This is a genomic window from Variovorax frigidus, assembly GCF_051216515.1.
Lineage (GTDB): Bacteria > Pseudomonadota > Gammaproteobacteria > Burkholderiales > Burkholderiaceae_C > Variovorax.
Genome location: NZ_JBPJZF010000004.1, coordinates 162,426 through 177,909, shown reverse-complemented (window position 1 = coordinate 177,909; position 15,484 = coordinate 162,426). Strand labels below are relative to the sequence as shown.

Annotated in this window: 11 protein-coding genes and 3 tRNA genes; 10 read left to right on the top strand and 4 right to left on the bottom strand. The window is 66.5% G+C overall.

The genetic code is table 11. The features are described 5' to 3' along the window. Positions 1–29: 29 nt before the first annotated feature. Positions 30–488, top strand: a complete 459-nt coding sequence (locus ACSFBC_RS13100) for an SH3 domain-containing protein (RefSeq protein ID WP_435510767.1) — start codon at positions 30–32, stop codon at positions 486–488. Positions 489–506: 18 nt separating this feature from the next. Here ACSFBC_RS13100 and ACSFBC_RS13095 read toward each other — a convergent pair whose 3' ends face one another. Genes ACSFBC_RS13095 through hpnC form a run of 4 tightly spaced genes read right to left on the bottom strand, consistent with a single transcriptional unit; the run spans position 507 to position 3,909 of the window. Next, complete coding sequence (locus ACSFBC_RS13095) at positions 507–881, bottom strand: hypothetical protein (protein ID WP_435510766.1); 375 nt, start codon at positions 879–881, stop codon at positions 507–509. Beyond that, on the bottom strand, positions 878–2,140 hold the full coding sequence (hpnE, locus tag ACSFBC_RS13090; RefSeq protein WP_435510765.1) for a hydroxysqualene dehydroxylase HpnE: 1,263 nt from the start codon (positions 2,138–2,140) through the stop codon (positions 878–880). Before hpnE ends, ACSFBC_RS13095 begins: the two co-directional genes overlap by 4 nt. 16 nt (positions 2,141–2,156) lie before the next feature. Next, a complete protein-coding gene (gene hpnD, locus ACSFBC_RS13085) occupies positions 2,157–2,996 on the bottom strand; it encodes a presqualene diphosphate synthase HpnD (RefSeq protein WP_435510764.1) in 840 nt (279 codons plus the stop codon). 28 nt (positions 2,997–3,024) lie between these two features. Further along, positions 3,025–3,909, bottom strand: a complete 885-nt coding sequence (gene hpnC / locus ACSFBC_RS13080; protein WP_435511172.1) for a squalene synthase HpnC — start codon at positions 3,907–3,909, stop codon at positions 3,025–3,027. A gap of 164 nt (positions 3,910–4,073) precedes the next feature. Between hpnC and ACSFBC_RS13075 the strand changes: the two genes are divergently transcribed. The 9 genes from ACSFBC_RS13075 (at position 4,074) to ACSFBC_RS13035 (ending at position 14,841) form a co-directional block, all read left to right on the top strand. Continuing rightward, a complete protein-coding gene (locus tag ACSFBC_RS13075) occupies positions 4,074–5,192 on the top strand; it encodes an efflux RND transporter periplasmic adaptor subunit (protein WP_435510763.1) in 1,119 nt (372 codons plus the stop codon). Positions 5,193–5,202: 10 nt separating this feature from the next. Beyond that, positions 5,203–8,355, top strand: a complete 3,153-nt coding sequence (locus ACSFBC_RS13070; RefSeq protein ID WP_435510762.1) for an efflux RND transporter permease subunit — start codon at positions 5,203–5,205, stop codon at positions 8,353–8,355. A gap of 75 nt (positions 8,356–8,430) precedes the next feature. Beyond that, positions 8,431–8,517 (top strand) — tRNA-Leu (locus tag ACSFBC_RS13065). A 26-nt stretch (positions 8,518–8,543) separates the two neighbouring features. Next, complete coding sequence (gene tig, locus ACSFBC_RS13060) at positions 8,544–9,863, top strand: trigger factor (protein WP_435510761.1); 1,320 nt, start codon at positions 8,544–8,546, stop codon at positions 9,861–9,863. Between the two features lie 118 nt (positions 9,864–9,981). After that, a complete protein-coding gene (gene clpP / locus ACSFBC_RS13055; protein ID WP_435510760.1) occupies positions 9,982–10,590 on the top strand; it encodes an ATP-dependent Clp endopeptidase proteolytic subunit ClpP in 609 nt (202 codons plus the stop codon). Between the two features lie 121 nt (positions 10,591–10,711). After that, positions 10,712–11,980, top strand: coding sequence for an ATP-dependent Clp protease ATP-binding subunit ClpX (gene clpX, locus ACSFBC_RS13050; protein ID WP_435510759.1), 1,269 nt, complete (start codon positions 10,712–10,714; stop codon positions 11,978–11,980). Between the two features lie 125 nt (positions 11,981–12,105). Then, complete coding sequence (gene lon / locus ACSFBC_RS13045; RefSeq protein WP_435510758.1) at positions 12,106–14,547, top strand: endopeptidase La; 2,442 nt, start codon at positions 12,106–12,108, stop codon at positions 14,545–14,547. Between the two features lie 58 nt (positions 14,548–14,605). Continuing rightward, a tRNA-Gly gene (locus ACSFBC_RS13040) sits at positions 14,606–14,681 on the top strand. Between the two features lie 86 nt (positions 14,682–14,767). After that, positions 14,768–14,841: transfer RNA gene (locus ACSFBC_RS13035), tRNA-Cys, on the top strand. Positions 14,842–15,484: the final 643 nt, after the last annotated feature.

Below are 15,484 nucleotides of genomic sequence, written 5' to 3'. Positions count from 1 at the left end.
CTCTCCTGTCCCCGAAAGGTCTTCACCGCATGACGCATTCCCGCCGCCTGCCCGCATTTCTTCTGACCATCGTCCTGCTGTGGCTGTCCATGGTGTCCATGGCCCACGCGCGAGAGATGGTGAGCGTGGCGCGTGGCGAAGTGAGCATGCGTTCGGGCCCCAGCACGCGCAGCGAGGTGCAGTGGGCGCTGAGCCGCGGCTATCCGTTGCAGGTGATCTCGCGCAGAGGCAACTGGCTGCAGGTGCGCGACTTCGAGAATGACCGCGGCTGGGTGCCGCGCTCGCTGACCGCGCGCACGCCGTACCACGTGGTGCAGTCGCGTGTCGCCAATCTGCGCAGCACGCCCGGCACCAAGGGCCGCATCGTGGGCAAGGCCAGCCGCGGCGAGGTGCTGCGCACGCTCGAGCGCAAGGGCAGCTGGGTCAAGGTGCGCCACGGCAACGGCACCACGGGCTGGGTCGCGCAGGACCTGGTGTGGGGCTGGTAGGTTCCAAGGCCCGAGGGCTCAGTCGATCCCGAACTGGGTCCTGAAGGCTTCGCAGAAGTTCGCGCTGCCCCCGATCGACAGACTCAGCGTATGACGCGGCGGCGTGGTCGTGCCGGGCTCGACCGACAGGCTGCCGCTGCGCGCGTCGAAGGACAGCGTCTCGCCGATGCTGAATTCCCGTCGCGACTGCAGGTCGTAGTCCCACTCGCCGCCGTCTTCGGGTGCGCCGCGCCGGTCGGCGAAGGCCGCGTGCGCCCAGCGCAGCACTGCGGCGATCTCCGTGTGCACCTGGGGCAACTGCGTCGCGTTCACCGAGGCCAGCGCGTCGAAGCTGCCGTTGCCGTCGGCATCTTCGCTGTAGTCGAAATCGAGGTAGTCGAGGGCGAGCGTCATCCGCAGGGTCCGATCCATTGGGCCGTGGCCAGCCCGCTGCGCACCGCGGCTTCGAGCGTGGCGGGGTAGGGGCCGTCTAGGTAGTCGCCGCAGGCCGCGAGGCCGGGCGCGATCTGCATTGTCGGGCGCGCGAGGCCCGGCGTGCAGGCGAAGGTGGCGCGCTTCTCGACCACGGTCTGCACGATACGCAGCCGGGTCTGGCCGAGTTGCGTGGCGGCCTGGGCCAGCACCTGCGGGGCCAGCAGCTCGCGCGGCTGGTCGCTGGCGCTCACGACCAGCGCCAGCAGACCGTGCGGGCCTCCGAGCTGACCGCGGTCGAAGGCGAATTGCGCGGGTGCGCCCGAGCCGCTGCGCAGCGCCACCATCGGCGCGGCCAGTGCCGTGGCGCCGTCGGCATAGAGCGTGGCGATGGCTTCGAAGCGCAGCGCGTCGGCGGCGCCGAGCCAGTCCGGGGCGTCCACACCGGCCGCGCGCACCAGGCGTGCCGCATCCCAGGGCGCGCCGGCGATCACGACGCGGTCGAACAGCTCGTCCTCGACGCACCAGCCTCCGTCGGTGCGCGAGAGCGACGCCACGCGCCGGCCCAGCCGCACCGTGGCACCGCGCACCGCGAGCCAGCGCAATGCGGCATCGGGGAACAGCGCGCCCAGGTCGGCGCGCGGCAGCAGCAGGTCGGCGCCGCCGCGCTCGCCGAACAGCGCGTCGTGCAACACGCGCAGGAAGACCGTGCCGCTGGATTCCGCGACCGCGGTGTTGAGCGCAGAGACGCACAGCGGCTCGATCAGCTCCTGCATCACGCGCGGTGTGAGCCCGGCGCACAGCGTGGCGACCGTGGCCTCGGGCGCGCAGCGGAAACCGTCGAGCCGCCAGCGCAGCGCGGTGCGCAGCAGGCTGCCCTTGTCGCGCCAGGTCCAGCCGCGGGCCATCGCGATGCCGGCCAGCAGGTCGAGCGGCGGTTGCAGCTTCGGCAGCGCCAGCCCGCCGCCATCGGCGAAGCGCAGCGACAGCGGCTGGCGCAGCAGCACGGCCTCGGGGTCGACGCCGACCGTGCGCATCAGCGACAGCGTGTCGCGGTAGGCGCCGATCAGGATGTGCTGGCCGTTGTCCAGCGCGACGCCGCCGTGGCTCGCGTCGATGCGGCGGGCCCGGCCGCCCGGCTGGCGGGCGGCCTCGAACACGGTCACGCGATGGGCGGCGCGCGCGGTCTCGACGGCACAGGCCAGGCCGGCCCAGCCGGCGCCGATGACGGCGATCTTCATGCGGGGCGCTTCAGCTTCAGATCCGGCCCAGCGCCTGCACGCGCCAGGCCAGCCAGAACTTGCGCAGCGGCGTGAGGCTCACGCGCTGCTGCAGCACCTGAAAGTCGTCACGCTCGATCTCGCGCAGCAGCGCGCGGTAGATGCTGCCCATCATCAGGCCCGGCTTCTGGCTGCGGCGGTCGGCCACCGGCAGCAGCGCCAGGGCTTCGTCGTAGATGCGGTGCGCGCGCTCCGCCTGGAACTTCATCAGCGCCACGAAGCGCTCCGAGTACACGCGGTTGAGCACCTCGTGCGCCTTGACGTCGAACTGCTGCAGCTCGTTGACCGGCAGGTAGATGCGGCCGCGCAGCGCGTCTTCGCCGACGTCGCGGATGATGTTCGTCATCTGCAGTGCCAGGCCCAGCTTGTGCGCGTAGGCGGTGGTCTGCGGATCGGTCTGGCCGAAGATGCGCGCCGCGACTTCGCCCACCACGCCGGCCACCAGGTGGCAATAGCGCTGCAGGCCGGGGAAGTCGAGGTAGCGCGTCTGGTCCAGGTCCATCTGGCAGCCGTCGATGATCTGCTGCAGCTGCCGGGCCTCGATGCCGTATTCGGCGGCGAGCGGCATCAGCGCCTGCATGACTGGGTGGCTGGGCTGGCCGGCGAAGGACTGGGCCACCTCGGTGCGCCACCAGGCCAGCTTGGTCGCGGCCACGCCGGGGTCGCGCGCCTCGTCGACCACGTCGTCGACCTCGCGGCAGAACGCGTAGAAGGCGGTGATCGCCGCGCGCCGCGATTTGGGAAGAAACAGGAAGGCGTAATAGAAGCTGCTGCCCGAGGCCGCGGCTTTTTCCTGGACGTACTGCGCAGGATTCATCTCGGGTGTTCGCTTCTGTTCTCTTGGCTCATGGGGTCGATTGTCTCCGCATCCAGAGGGCCCGCCAGGCCAGCAGCGGTGCATCCGCGGTGCCGATGGTGGGACGGCGCGAGAAGCTGTCGAAGCCCTGGGCTTCGATCTTGTCGAGGATGCGCAGGCCGCCCTGGACCACGAGCCTCAGCTCCCAGCCGATGCGGCCGGGCAGGCGGTGCACCAGCGGTGCGCCCTGGGTCATCAGGGCGCGGGTCCAGGTGACCTCGGACCGGACCAGCGCGATCGCTTCGGGCGTCGGCGGGATGCAGCGCACGTCGTCCGGCGCCAGTCGGTGCGCCGCGCAGTCCGCGAGCGGCAGATAGAAGCGGCCGCGCGGCAGGTCGACGCTCAGGTCCTGCCAGAAATTGGCGAGCTGCAGCGCGCTGCAGATGGCGTCGCTCTGCGCGAGCGCGACCGCATCGTCGACGCCATAGAGATGCAGCAGCAACCGTCCGACCGGGTTGGCCGAGCGGCTGCAGTAGTCCAGCAGCTCCGCACGGTCGGCATAGCGGCCGCCGTCGCGCGTCTTCTCGATGTCCTGCACGAAGGCCGAGAGCAGGTCGGCCAGCAGCGCTTCGGGCAGCGTGAAGTCGCGCATGGCCCGGGCCAGCGGGCCGAACACCGCGGGCCAGCGGCCCGAGATCGGCAGACCCCGGGCGGTGGCCGCCAGATCGGCGCCAAAGGCGTGCAGGTCGGCCAGCCGCTGGGCCGGGCCGTCGTCGCCTTCGTCGGCGATGTCGTCGGCGGTGCGCGCGAAGCCGTAGATCGCGGCGATGGGCGGACGCAGGCGCGGCGGGCAGAGCCAGGACGCGACCGGGAAGTTCTCGTAGTGCGTCGGCGGCGGCGCGACGTCGGGGGGGGCGGGGGATGACACGGGCAGGATTGTCGGGCACGGCGCGCGGCCCTCCGCAAGCGACACGATTCGTTGACAGCGTCGGACGCATCCCACAAAATTACTAACCCTTCGGTCATTAATGACCCTCTCCGTGGCAATCAAGGTGGTTCATGACCGTATCGTTTCTTCGTTCTGCGCTCTCATTTCCCATGGCGGCCGTGCTGCTCGCGGTGGCCGTGGCGGGCTGTTCCAAGCCGCCGCCGGTCGAGGAGCCCCTGCGCTCGGTGAAGGTGCAGACCGTGGGCGCCAGCGCCTTCGACACCGTGCCCGAGTTTTCGGCCGAGGTGCGCGCGCGCACCGAATCGCAGCTGGGCTTCCGCGTGGCCGGCAAGATCCTGAAGCGCCAGGCCGAGCTGGGCCAGCACGTGCAGGCCGGCCAGGTGCTGGCGCAACTCGATCCGCAGGACTACCGGCTGGCCGCCGATGCGGCCCGCGCGCAGCAGGCCGCGGCCGTGACCAACCGTGACCTGGCTTCGGCCGACCTCAAGCGCTACCGCGAACTGCGGGCGCAGAACTTCATCAGCGGCGCCGAACTGGAGCGCCGCGAGGCCACCTTCAAGTCGTCGCAAGCCCAGCTCGACCAGGCGCAGGCGCAGTTGGCCTCCCAGGGCAACCAGGCCAGCTACACCACGCTGGTGGCCGACGTCGCGGGCGTGGTCACGGCTGTCGACGCGCAGCCGGGGCAGGTGGTCTCGGCCGGCACGCCGGTGGTGCGCATCGCGCAGGACGGCGCGCGCGACGTGGTGTTCGCGGTGCCCGAGGACCGCGCGGCGCTGATCCGGCCCGGCTCGGCCGTGACCGTGCGCGGCTGGGCCGGCGGTGCCGAGCTCGAGGGGAAGGTGCGCGAAGTCGCGGCCAGTGCCGACGCGGTGACCCGCACCTATTCCGTGAAGGTCGCGATCGACGCGGCCACCTCGCCGGCCCTCGGCGCCACCGTGTATGCGCGGCCCAAGGCCTTGTCGCAGGCGGGCGCGGCGGTGTTGAAGCTGCCGACCAGCGCGCTGCGTCAGGAAGGCAGCGGCAGCGCGGTCTGGGTGCTCGACACCGCCACCATGACGGTGCGTTCGCAGCCGGTGCAGGTGGCGACGGCCGACGGCAACGAAGCCGTGATCGCTTCGGGCATCGCGCCCGGCATGCAGGTGGTGGTGGCGGGCGTGCACGTGCTGTCGCCGGGCCAGAAGGTCACGGTTTACCAGGGCAAGACGCCCACGCCGGCCTCGGCGGCGACCGCTTCGGCGCCGGCCCCCGCTTCGGCAGCCTCGCGCTGAGGTCCCCGCGATGACGACCCCCAACGAGACGACCGGCAAGGCCGGCTTCAACCTTTCCAAGTGGGCGCTCGAGCACGCGGCGCTCACCCGCTATCTGATGGTGGCGCTGATGGTGCTGGGCTTCGCGGCCTACTTTCAGCTTGGCCAGGACGAGGACCCGCCCTTTACCTTCCGCGTGATGGTGGTGCGCACCTACTGGCCCGGCGCGACCGCACAGCAGGTGGCCGAACAGGTGACCGACAAGCTCGAGCGCACGCTGCAGGAGGCACCCTACGCCAGCAAGATCCGCAGCTACTCGAAGCCCGGCGAATCGCAGATCATTTTCGAGATCAAGGATTCGTCCAAGTCCAGCGAGGTGGCCAACGTCTGGTATGTGGTGCGCAAGAAGATCGGCGACATGCGCGGCACGCTGCCCAGCGGCGTGCAGGGGCCGTTCTTCAACGACGACTTCGGCGATGTCTACGGCGTGATCTACGCGCTCGAGACCGACGGCTACACGCCCGCCGAAATCAAGACCTTTGCCGACGACGTGCGCCAGGGCCTGCTGCGCGTCAAGGATGTGGCCAAGGTCGAGCAGTTCGGCCTGCAGGACGAGAAGGTCTACATCGAGGTCTCGCAGAAGCGCATCGCGCAACTCGGCCTGGACTTCAACGCCGTGCTGCAGCAGATCGGCGCGCAGAACGCGGTCGAGAGCGCGGGCACGATCCAGTCGCCGCTCGACGTGGTGCAAGTGCGCGTGGCCGGCCAGTTCACCAGTGTGGAGCAGCTGCGCGAAATGCCGATCCGCGGCAGCTCGGGCAACCAGCTGCGGCTGGGCGACATCGCCGAGATCCGGCGCGGCACCATCGATCCGCCGGCCACCAAGGTGCACCACCAGGGCAAGGAAGTGGTGGCGCTGGGCGTGTCGATGGCCAAGGGCGGCGACATCATCGCGCTGGGCAAGGCGCTGCGCGTGGCCGTGGCCGACATCGGCCAGCGGCTGCCGGCCGGCGCCGTGCTCACGCAGGTGCAGGACCAGCCGGTGTCCGTCGCGACCTCGGTCAACGAATTCATCCATGTGCTGATCGAGGCCGTGGCGATCGTGCTGGCGGTGAGCTTCATTGCGCTCGGGCTGCACAAGGGCGGGCGCTTCGGCTGGTACATCGACGTGCGGCCCGGCCTGGTGGTGGCCATCACCATCCCGCTGGTGCTGGCGGTGACCTTCCTGGCGATGAACTACTTCAACATCGGGCTGCACAAGGTGTCGCTGGGCTCGCTGATCATCGCGCTGGGCCTCTTGGTGGACGACGCGATCATCGCGGTCGAGATGATGGTGCGCAAGATGGAGGAGGGCTACGACAAGGCGCGCGCCGCCACCTTCGCCTACGACGTCACGGCCAAGCCGATGCTCACCGGCACGCTGATCACGGCCGCCGGCTTCCTGCCGATCGGCATCGCGAAGTCGGTCACCGGCGAGTACACCTTCGCGATCTTCGCGGTGACGGTGATCGCACTGGTGCTGTCGTGGATCGTCTCGGTCTACTTCGTGCCCTACCTGGGCACGCTGCTGCTCAAGGTCAAGCCGCACGACCCGGATGCGCCGCCGCACGAACTGTTCGACTCGCGCTTCTACAACGCCTTTCGCCGCGCGGTGAACTGGTGCGTCGAGTACCGCTGGCTGACCATTGGCGCGACTGTTCTGATTTTCGCGCTGGGCATCGTGGGCATGGGCCGGGTGCAGCAGCAGTTCTTCCCCGATTCGAGCCGGCCGGAAATCCTGGTCGACCTGTGGTCGCCCGAAGGCACTTCCTTCGCGGCCAGCGAGGACATCGCCAAGCGCGTCGAGCAGCGCCTCATGCAGGAGCCCGAGGTGGCCACCGTCACCACCTGGATCGGCAACGGCGTGCCGCGCTTCTACCTGCCGCTCGACCAGATCTTTCCGCAGAGCAACGTCTCGCAGATGATCGTGCTGACCAAGGACCTGACGCAGCGCGAGACCTTGCGCCGCCGGCTGCCGGGCCTGCTGGCGCAGGAGTTTCCGGAAGTGCGCGGCCGCGCCAAGCTGCTGCCCAACGGCCCGCCCGTGGCCTACCCGGTGCAGTTCCGCGTGATCGGCACCGAGCCGCTGGAACTGCGCCGGCACGCCGACGAGGTCAAGGCCCTGATGCGCGAGAACGCCAGCACGCGCGGCGTCAACGACAACTGGAACGAGTCGGTCAAGGTGATCCGGCTGGAAGTCGACCAGGCCAAGGCGCGCACGCTGGGCGTGACCAGCCAGGCCATCGCGCAGGCCTCGCGCACCATGTTCAGCGGCACCACCGTGGGCCAGTACCGCGAGAACGACCGGTTGATCGACATCGTGCTGCGCCAGTCGGCCGACGAGCGCGAAGCGATCTCCGACATCGGCAACGCCTACCTGCCGACCGCCTCGGGCCGCTCGATTCCGCTCTCGCAGATCGCCAAGCCGGTGTTCAGCTGGGAGCCGGGCGTGATGTGGCGCGAGAACCGCGACTACGCGATCACGGTCAACGCCGACATCGTCGAGGGCATGCAGGGCGCGACGGTCACGGCGCAGCTGCAGCCTCAACTGCGTGCGCTCGAGGCCAAGTGGCGCGCGGCCGGGCAGGGCGCCTACCGCATCGAGACGGCGGGCGCGGTCGAGGAAAGCAGCAAGGGTTCGGATTCCATCGTGGCCGGCGTGCCGATCATGCTGTTCCTGGTGTTCACGCTGCTGATGCTGCAGCTGCACAGCTTCAGCCGGTCGCTGCTGGTGTTCATCACCGGCCCGCTGGGCATCGCGGGCGTGGCGGCGGCGCTGCTGCTCTTGAACCGGCCCTTCGGCTTCGTCGCGCTGCTGGGCGTGATCGCGCTCATGGGCATGATCCAGCGCAATTCGGTGATCCTGATCGATCAGATCGAGAGCGACCGCGCAGCGGGCGTGCCGGCCTGGGATGCGATCGTGGAATCGGCCGTGCGCCGCCTGCGGCCGATCGTGCTGACGGCCGCCGCGGCGGTGCTGGCGATGATCCCCCTGTCGCGCAGCGTCTTCTGGGGACCGATGGCCGTGGCCATCATGGGCGGGCTCATCGTGGCCACCGTTCTGACCCTGTTGGCACTGCCCGCGATGTACGCCGCGGCATTCCGTGTGAAGCGCGAACCAAAAGCGGGTCCCATTAGCGTCTAAAATGCGCGGTTGACCGATTTCGAAACGGGTGGTCTGCAACAGGAGGCCGCCCGTTTTTGCTTGATTCACCTGACCGCGCGGGTGGCGAAATTGGTAGACGCACCAGGTTTAGGTCCTGACGTTCGCAAGAACGTGCCGGTTCGAGTCCGGCCCCGCGCACCAGCCCCATCTCTCTTGAGGAACAAAGAATGACCGTGAATGTTGAAACCCTCGAAAAGCTCGAGCGCAAGATCACGCTGACCTTGCCGGTCGGCACCATCCAGTCCGAGGTGGATTCGCGCCTCAAGAAGCTGGCCCGTACCGTGAAGATGGACGGCTTCCGTCCCGGCAAGGTGCCGATGAACGTCGTGGCCCAGCGCTACGGCTATTCGGTGCACTACGAAGTCATGAACGACAAGGTCGGTGAAGCCTTCTCGCAGGCCGCCAACGAAGCCAAGCTGCGCGTGGCCGGCCAGCCCCGCATCACCGAGAAGGAAGAGTCGCCCGAAGGCGAGCTGGCCTTCGACGCGGTGTTCGAAGTGTTCCCCGAAGTCAAGATCAACGACCTGGGCGCCGCCGAGATCGACCGCGTGACGGCCGACGTGAGCGACGAAGCCATCGACAAGACGCTCGACATCCTGCGCAAGCAGCGCCGCACCTTCGCCCAGCGCGCACTGGACGCCGTTGCCGGCGACGACGACCGCGTGACGGTCGACTTCGAAGGCAAGATCGAAGGCGAGACCTTCCAGGGCGGCAAGGCCGAAGACTTCCAGTTCGTCATCGGCGAAGGCCAGATGCTCAAGGAATTCGAAGATGCCGTGCGCGGTCTGAAGTCCGGCGACAGCCGCACCTTCCCGCTGTCGTTCCCGGCCGATTACCACGGCAAGGACGTGGCCGGCAAGCAAGCCGACTTCCTGGTCACGGTGAAGAAGATCGAAGCCACCCACCTGCCCGAAGTCAACGAACAGCTGGCCAAGTCGCTCGGCATCGAAGAAGGCACGGTCGAAGGCCTGCGCGCGGACATCAAGCGCAACCTCGAGCGCGAAGTGAAGTTCCGCCTGCTGGCGCGCAACAAGAACGCCGTGATGGACGCGCTGATCGCCAACGCCGAACTCGACCTGCCGAACGCCAGCGTGCAATCGGAAGTCGAACGCATGATCGAAGGCGCCCGCGCCGAACTCAAGCAGCGCGGCATCAAGGACGCCGACAAGGCGCCGATTCCCCAGGAAGTGTTCCTGCCCCAAGCCGAGCGCCGCGTGCGCCTGGGCCTGGTGGTGGCCGAACTGGTGCGTGCCAACGAACTGCAGGCCAAGCCCGAGCAGATCAAGGCCCACATCGACGAACTGGCCGCCAGCTACGAGAAGCCGGCCGACGTGGTGCGCTGGTACTTCAGCGACAACCGCCGCCTGGCCGAAGTCGAGGCTGTGGTCATCGAGAACAACGTGACCGATTTCGTGCTGGCCAAGGCCAAGGTCAACGAGAAGGCCGTGTCCTTCGACGAACTGATGGCGCAGCAGCAACAAGGCTGATCGCCGCCGCCCGTGTGACACCGATGGGGCTTGTGCTTTGCGGCACGAGCCCCATTTCACTCAGGCGTACAGTTCAGTCACAGCAGCGAACGACTTCATCTTCCCGGAGAGCAACTACATGATCGCAAACGAAATTCAAGGCCTCGGCATGGTTCCGATGGTCATCGAGCAGTCGGGCCGCGGCGAGCGGTCCTACGACATCTATTCGCGTCTCCTCAAGGAACGCATCATTTTCCTGGTGGGCGAAGTCAACGACCAGACCGCGAACCTGGTGGTCGCGCAGCTGTTGTTCCTCGAGAGCGAGAACCCGGACAAGGACATCTCGTTCTACATCAACTCGCCGGGCGGCAGCGTGAGCGCCGGCATGGCGATCTACGACACGATGCAGTTCATCAAGCCGGCCGTGTCGACCATGTGCCTGGGCTTCGCGGCCAGCATGGGCGCTTTCCTGCTGGCGGCCGGCGAAAAGGGCAAGCGCTTCTCGCTGCCCAACTCGAAGGTCATGATCCACCAGGTGCTGGGCGGCGCCCGCGGCCAGGCCACCGACATCGAGATTCATGCGCGCGACATCCTGCGCACCAAGGACCAGATGAACAAGATCCTGGCGGAGCGCACCGGCCAGCCGCTGGAAAAGGTCCAGCGCGACACCGAGCGCGACTACTTCCTGACGGCCGACGAGGCGAAAGACTACGGCCTGGTCGACCAGGTCGTCGCAAAACGCGTCTGACACGCTGGAAGCCGCTTGGCGCCGCAGGGTGCCGAATGGCAAAAAATGGCGTTTCCCATGCGGGAAGCGCCGTTTTTGTTTTAGTTATCATTGAACCTACTGCGTAACGAGGCACCTGTCCATGGCCGATAAAAAAGGCTCTTCCAGCGAAAAAACGCTTTATTGCTCGTTCTGCGGCAAGAGCCAGCACGAGGTCAAGAAGCTGATCGCGGGCCCTTCGGTCTTCATTTGCGACGAGTGCATCGATCTTTGCAACGAGATCATCCGCGATGAACTCCCGGCCGGTGATGAAGCGCGCGACGCGCGCAACGACCTGCCCACGCCGCTGGAGATCAAGACCAACCTCGACAACTACGTGATCGGCCAGGAGCCGGCCAAGCGCATGCTGTCGGTGGCGGTCTACAACCACTACAAGCGTCTTCGCCACAAGGAGAAGAACATCAAGGGCGAAGAGGTCGAGCTCAGCAAGAGCAACATCCTGCTGATCGGCCCGACCGGTTCGGGCAAGACACTGCTGGCGCAGACGCTCGCGCGCATGCTCGACGTGCCCTTCGTGATGGCCGACGCCACCACGCTGACCGAAGCCGGCTACGTGGGCGAAGACGTCGAGAACATCATCCAGAAGCTGCTGCAGAGCTGCAACTACGAGGTCGAGAAGGCCCAGCGCGGCATCGTCTACATCGACGAAATCGACAAGATCTCGCGCAAGTCCGACAACCCCTCGATCACGCGCGACGTGTCGGGCGAGGGCGTGCAGCAGGCGCTGCTGAAGCTGATCGAAGGCACCATGGCCAGCGTGCCGCCCCAGGGCGGGCGCAAGCACCCGAACCAGGACTTCCTGCAGATCGACACGACCAACATCCTGTTCATCTGCGGCGGCGCCTTCGCCGGCCTGGAGAAGGTCATCGAGAACCGCACCGAGGCCTCGGGCATCGGTTTCGGCGCCTCGGTCAAGAGCAAGGCCCAGCGCAGCATCACCGAGGTGTTCCGAGAAGTCGAGCCCGAGGATCTGATCAAGTTCGGCCTGATCCCCGAACTCGTGGGCCGCATGCCCGTGGTCGCCTCGCTGGCCGAGCTCAGCGAAGACGCGCTGGTGCAGATCCTGACCGAGCCCAAGAACGCCGTGGTCAAGCAGTTCACCAAGCTGCTGCAGATGGAGGGCGTGGACCTGGAGATCCGTCCCGCCGCGCTCAAGGCGATCGCCCGCAAGGCGCTGGCGCGCAAGACCGGCGCCCGCGGCCTGCGCTCGATCCTCGAACAGTCGCTGATCGACACGATGTTCGAGCTGCCCAACGCGACCAACGTCGACAAGGTGGTGGTCGAGGAATCGACCATCGACGAGAACAAGCCACCGCTGCTCGTGTATCGCGAGGCAGCCAAGAAGGCCTGAGTGCCTGGGGTCATCCCATATCGCATTTCACGCGCTTTGCGCGTGGCCCCTACGATGAACGCGCCGCGCGGGCTTGAAATTCGCGCGGCGCGTTCCATCTTTGTCTGATCACTTCGAGGACTCGCATGTCTGGTCACACCCCCCTGCCTCCCGACGCCATCGACCTGCCGCTGCTGCCGCTGCGTGACGTCGTGGTGTTCCCCCACATGGTGATCCCGCTCTTCGTGGGACGCCCCAAGAGCATCAAGGCGCTCGAACTGGCCATGGAAGCCGAACGCCGCATCATGCTGGTCGCGCAGAAGGCTGCCGCCAAGGACGAGCCCTCGGTCGAGGACATGTTCGAGGTCGGCTGCGTCTCGACCATCCTGCAGATGCTCAAGCTGCCCGACGGCACCGTGAAGGTGCTGGTCGAAGGCCAGCAGCGCGCACGCGTCAACAGCATCAACGACGGCGAGACGCATTTCACGGCCAACGTGACGCCGGTCGGCGTGCCCGACGCGGCATCGCAGAAGGGCACCGAGATCGAGGCCCTGCGCCGTGCCGTGATGCAGCAGTTCGACCAGTACGTCAAGCTGAACAAGAAGATCCCGCCGGAGATCCTGACCTCGATCTCCAGCATCGACGATCCGGGCCGCCTGGCCGACACCATCGCCGCGCACCTGCCGCTCAAGCTCGACAACAAGCAGGCCGTGCTCGACCTCGACGACATCAAGGCCCGGCTGGAAAACCTCTACGGCCAGCTCGAACGCGAAGTCGACATCCTCAACGTCGACAAGAAGATCCGCGGCCGCGTGAAGCGCCAGATGGAGAAGAACCAGCGCGACTTCTACCTGAACGAACAGGTCAAGGCGATCCAGAAGGAACTGGGCGAGGGCGAGGACGGCGCGGACATCGAGGAGATCGAGAAGAAGATCAAGCTCGCCAAGATGCCCAAGGAAGCGCTCAAGAAGGCCGAGGGCGAGCTCAAGAAGCTCAAGCTGATGTCGCCCATGTCGGCCGAAGCCACGGTGGTGCGCAACTACATCGACGTGCTGATCGGCCTGCCCTGGAGCAAGAAGACCAAGATCAAGCACGACCTGGCCAATGCCGAGGCGGTGCTCAACGAGGACCACTACGGCCTCGACAAGGTCAAGGACCGCATCCTGGAATACCTCGCGGTGCAGCAACGCGTGGACAAGGTCAAGGCGCCGATCCTGTGCCTGGTCGGCCCCCCGGGCGTCGGCAAGACCTCGCTCGGGCAGTCGATCGCCAAGGCGACCGGCCGCAAGTACACCCGCATGGCGCTGGGCGGCATGCGCGACGAGGCCGAGATCCGCGGGCACCGCCGCACCTACATCGGCGCGCTGCCGGGCAAGGTGCTGCAGAGCCTGAACAAGATCGGCACGCGCAATCCGCTGTTCCTGCTCGACGAGATCGACAAGCTCGGCACCGATTTCCGCGGCGACCCGTCGAGCGCGTTGCTCGAGGTGCTCGATCCCGAGCAGAACCACACCTTCGGCGACCACTACGTCGAGGTCGACTTCGACCTGTCGGACGTGATGTTCGTGGCCACGTCCAACTCGATGAACATCCCGCCGGCGCTGCTGGACCGGATGGAAGTCATCCGCCTGTCGGGCTACACCGAGGACGAGAAGACCCACATCGCGCTGAAGTACCTGCTGCCCAAGCAGATGAAGAACAACGGCGTGAAGGACGAGGAACTGCTCATCACCGAGGAAGCGGTGCGCGACATCGTGCGTTACTACACGCGTGAAGCCGGCGTGCGTTCGCTCGAGCGCGAGCTGTCCAAGATCTGCCGCAAGGTGGTCAAGGGCCTGTTGCTCAAGAAGATGACGCCCAAGGTCACGGTCGACGGCAGCAACCTCAACGACTTCCTGGGCGTGCGCAAGTACAGCTTCGGCCTGGCCGAGAAGCAGAACCAGGTCGGGCAGGTCGTGGGCCTGGCCTGGACCGAAGTCGGTGGCGACCTGCTGACCATCGAGGCCGTGACCATGCCCGGCAAGGGCATCATCAGCCGCACCGGTTCGCTGGGCGACGTGATGAAGGAATCGGTCGAGGCCGCGCGCACGGTGGTGCGCAGCCGCGCCCGCCGCCTGGGCATCAAGGACGAGATGTTCGAAAAGCGCGACATCCACATCCACGTGCCCGACGGCGCCACGCCCAAGGACGGCCCGAGCGCGGGCGCTGCGATGACGACGGCCTTCGTGTCGGCGCTGACCGGCATCCCGGTGCGCGGCGACGTCGCGATGACCGGTGAGATCACTTTGCGCGGCGAAGTGACTGCCATCGGCGGCCTGAAGGAAAAGCTGCTGGCGGCACTGCGCGGCGGCATCAAGACCGTGATCATTCCGGAAGAGAACGCCAAGGACCTGCAGGACATCCCCGAGAACGTGAAGAACGGCCTCGAGATCGTGCCGGTCAAGTGGATCGACAAGGTGCTGGAGATCGCGCTGGAGAAGATGCCGACGCCGCTGTCCGACGAAGAAGTGGCCGCATCGGCCGCGGCCTTGGCCGAGCTGTCGAAGCAGCGCGCCGCGCAACCTTCCGAAGGCTCGATCAAGCATTGAAAATCTGCGCGCAGTTGCGAAACCTCGAAGAAGTGGCATATAATTCGAGGCTCGAAACGCGGGATTAGCTCAGTTGGTAGAGCGCAACCTTGCCAAGGTTGAGGTCGAGAGTTCGAGTCTCTTATCCCGCTCCAGTTTTGAAAAAGGGAAGCCGAGGCTTCCCTTTTTTTCGCAAGAGCAAGCACAGCGAGTTCATGGCGAAATCGCTTCAAACAAGCGTGGCGCGATAGCAAAGCGGTTATGCAACGGATTGCAAATCCGTCTAGCCCGGTTCGACTCCGGGTCGCGCCTCCACTGAAAAGCAAGCCCCGCCAACATTCGTTGTCGGGGCTGTTTTTTTTTGAGCCTGTCTTCGTCCTCGGATCCTGGTCCGGATGGTGAAATTGGTGGACACATCGGAGTCGCAACGCTCTTGTCAAGTCTTGTTCGGTGAGTGTCTGGAGGGCCGAAAGCCAGGAACGACGCAGCGGTCAGGCGCTTTTCAGTTGTTGGCGTTTTGTGGTTGATTTGGCGCCGGGAGCCAACGGGGGCCAAGCGAGATGAATAGTTGAAGCGAGCCTGGTGGGGAGCCAGGCAAGCATGCATTGATGGATACTGTCCTCATGCCCGAGTGGTGAAATCGGTAGACACAAGGGACTTGAAGTAATTTGAGCCCTTCGGGGGAAACTCTGAAGGTGAAGCCCGTCAAATTCGGTGAACGCCCTGGACGCGCAAGCGTCCGAGCCAACGCCGAGCCAAGCCCTGAAACGAAAGGTTCGAGGGAAGGTGTAGAGAGCAGACGGCGGGCACCTACGGCCGCGAGGCTATGGTGAAGGCGTGCTCCAGACCACGAACAGCGTTCGCGCTGGCGGCGAAAGCCGAAGTGGTAAGAAAATCCCTCGACCTCACAGTCGTGCCGGTTCGATTCCGGCCTCGGGCACCAATTGAAGTCAAACTG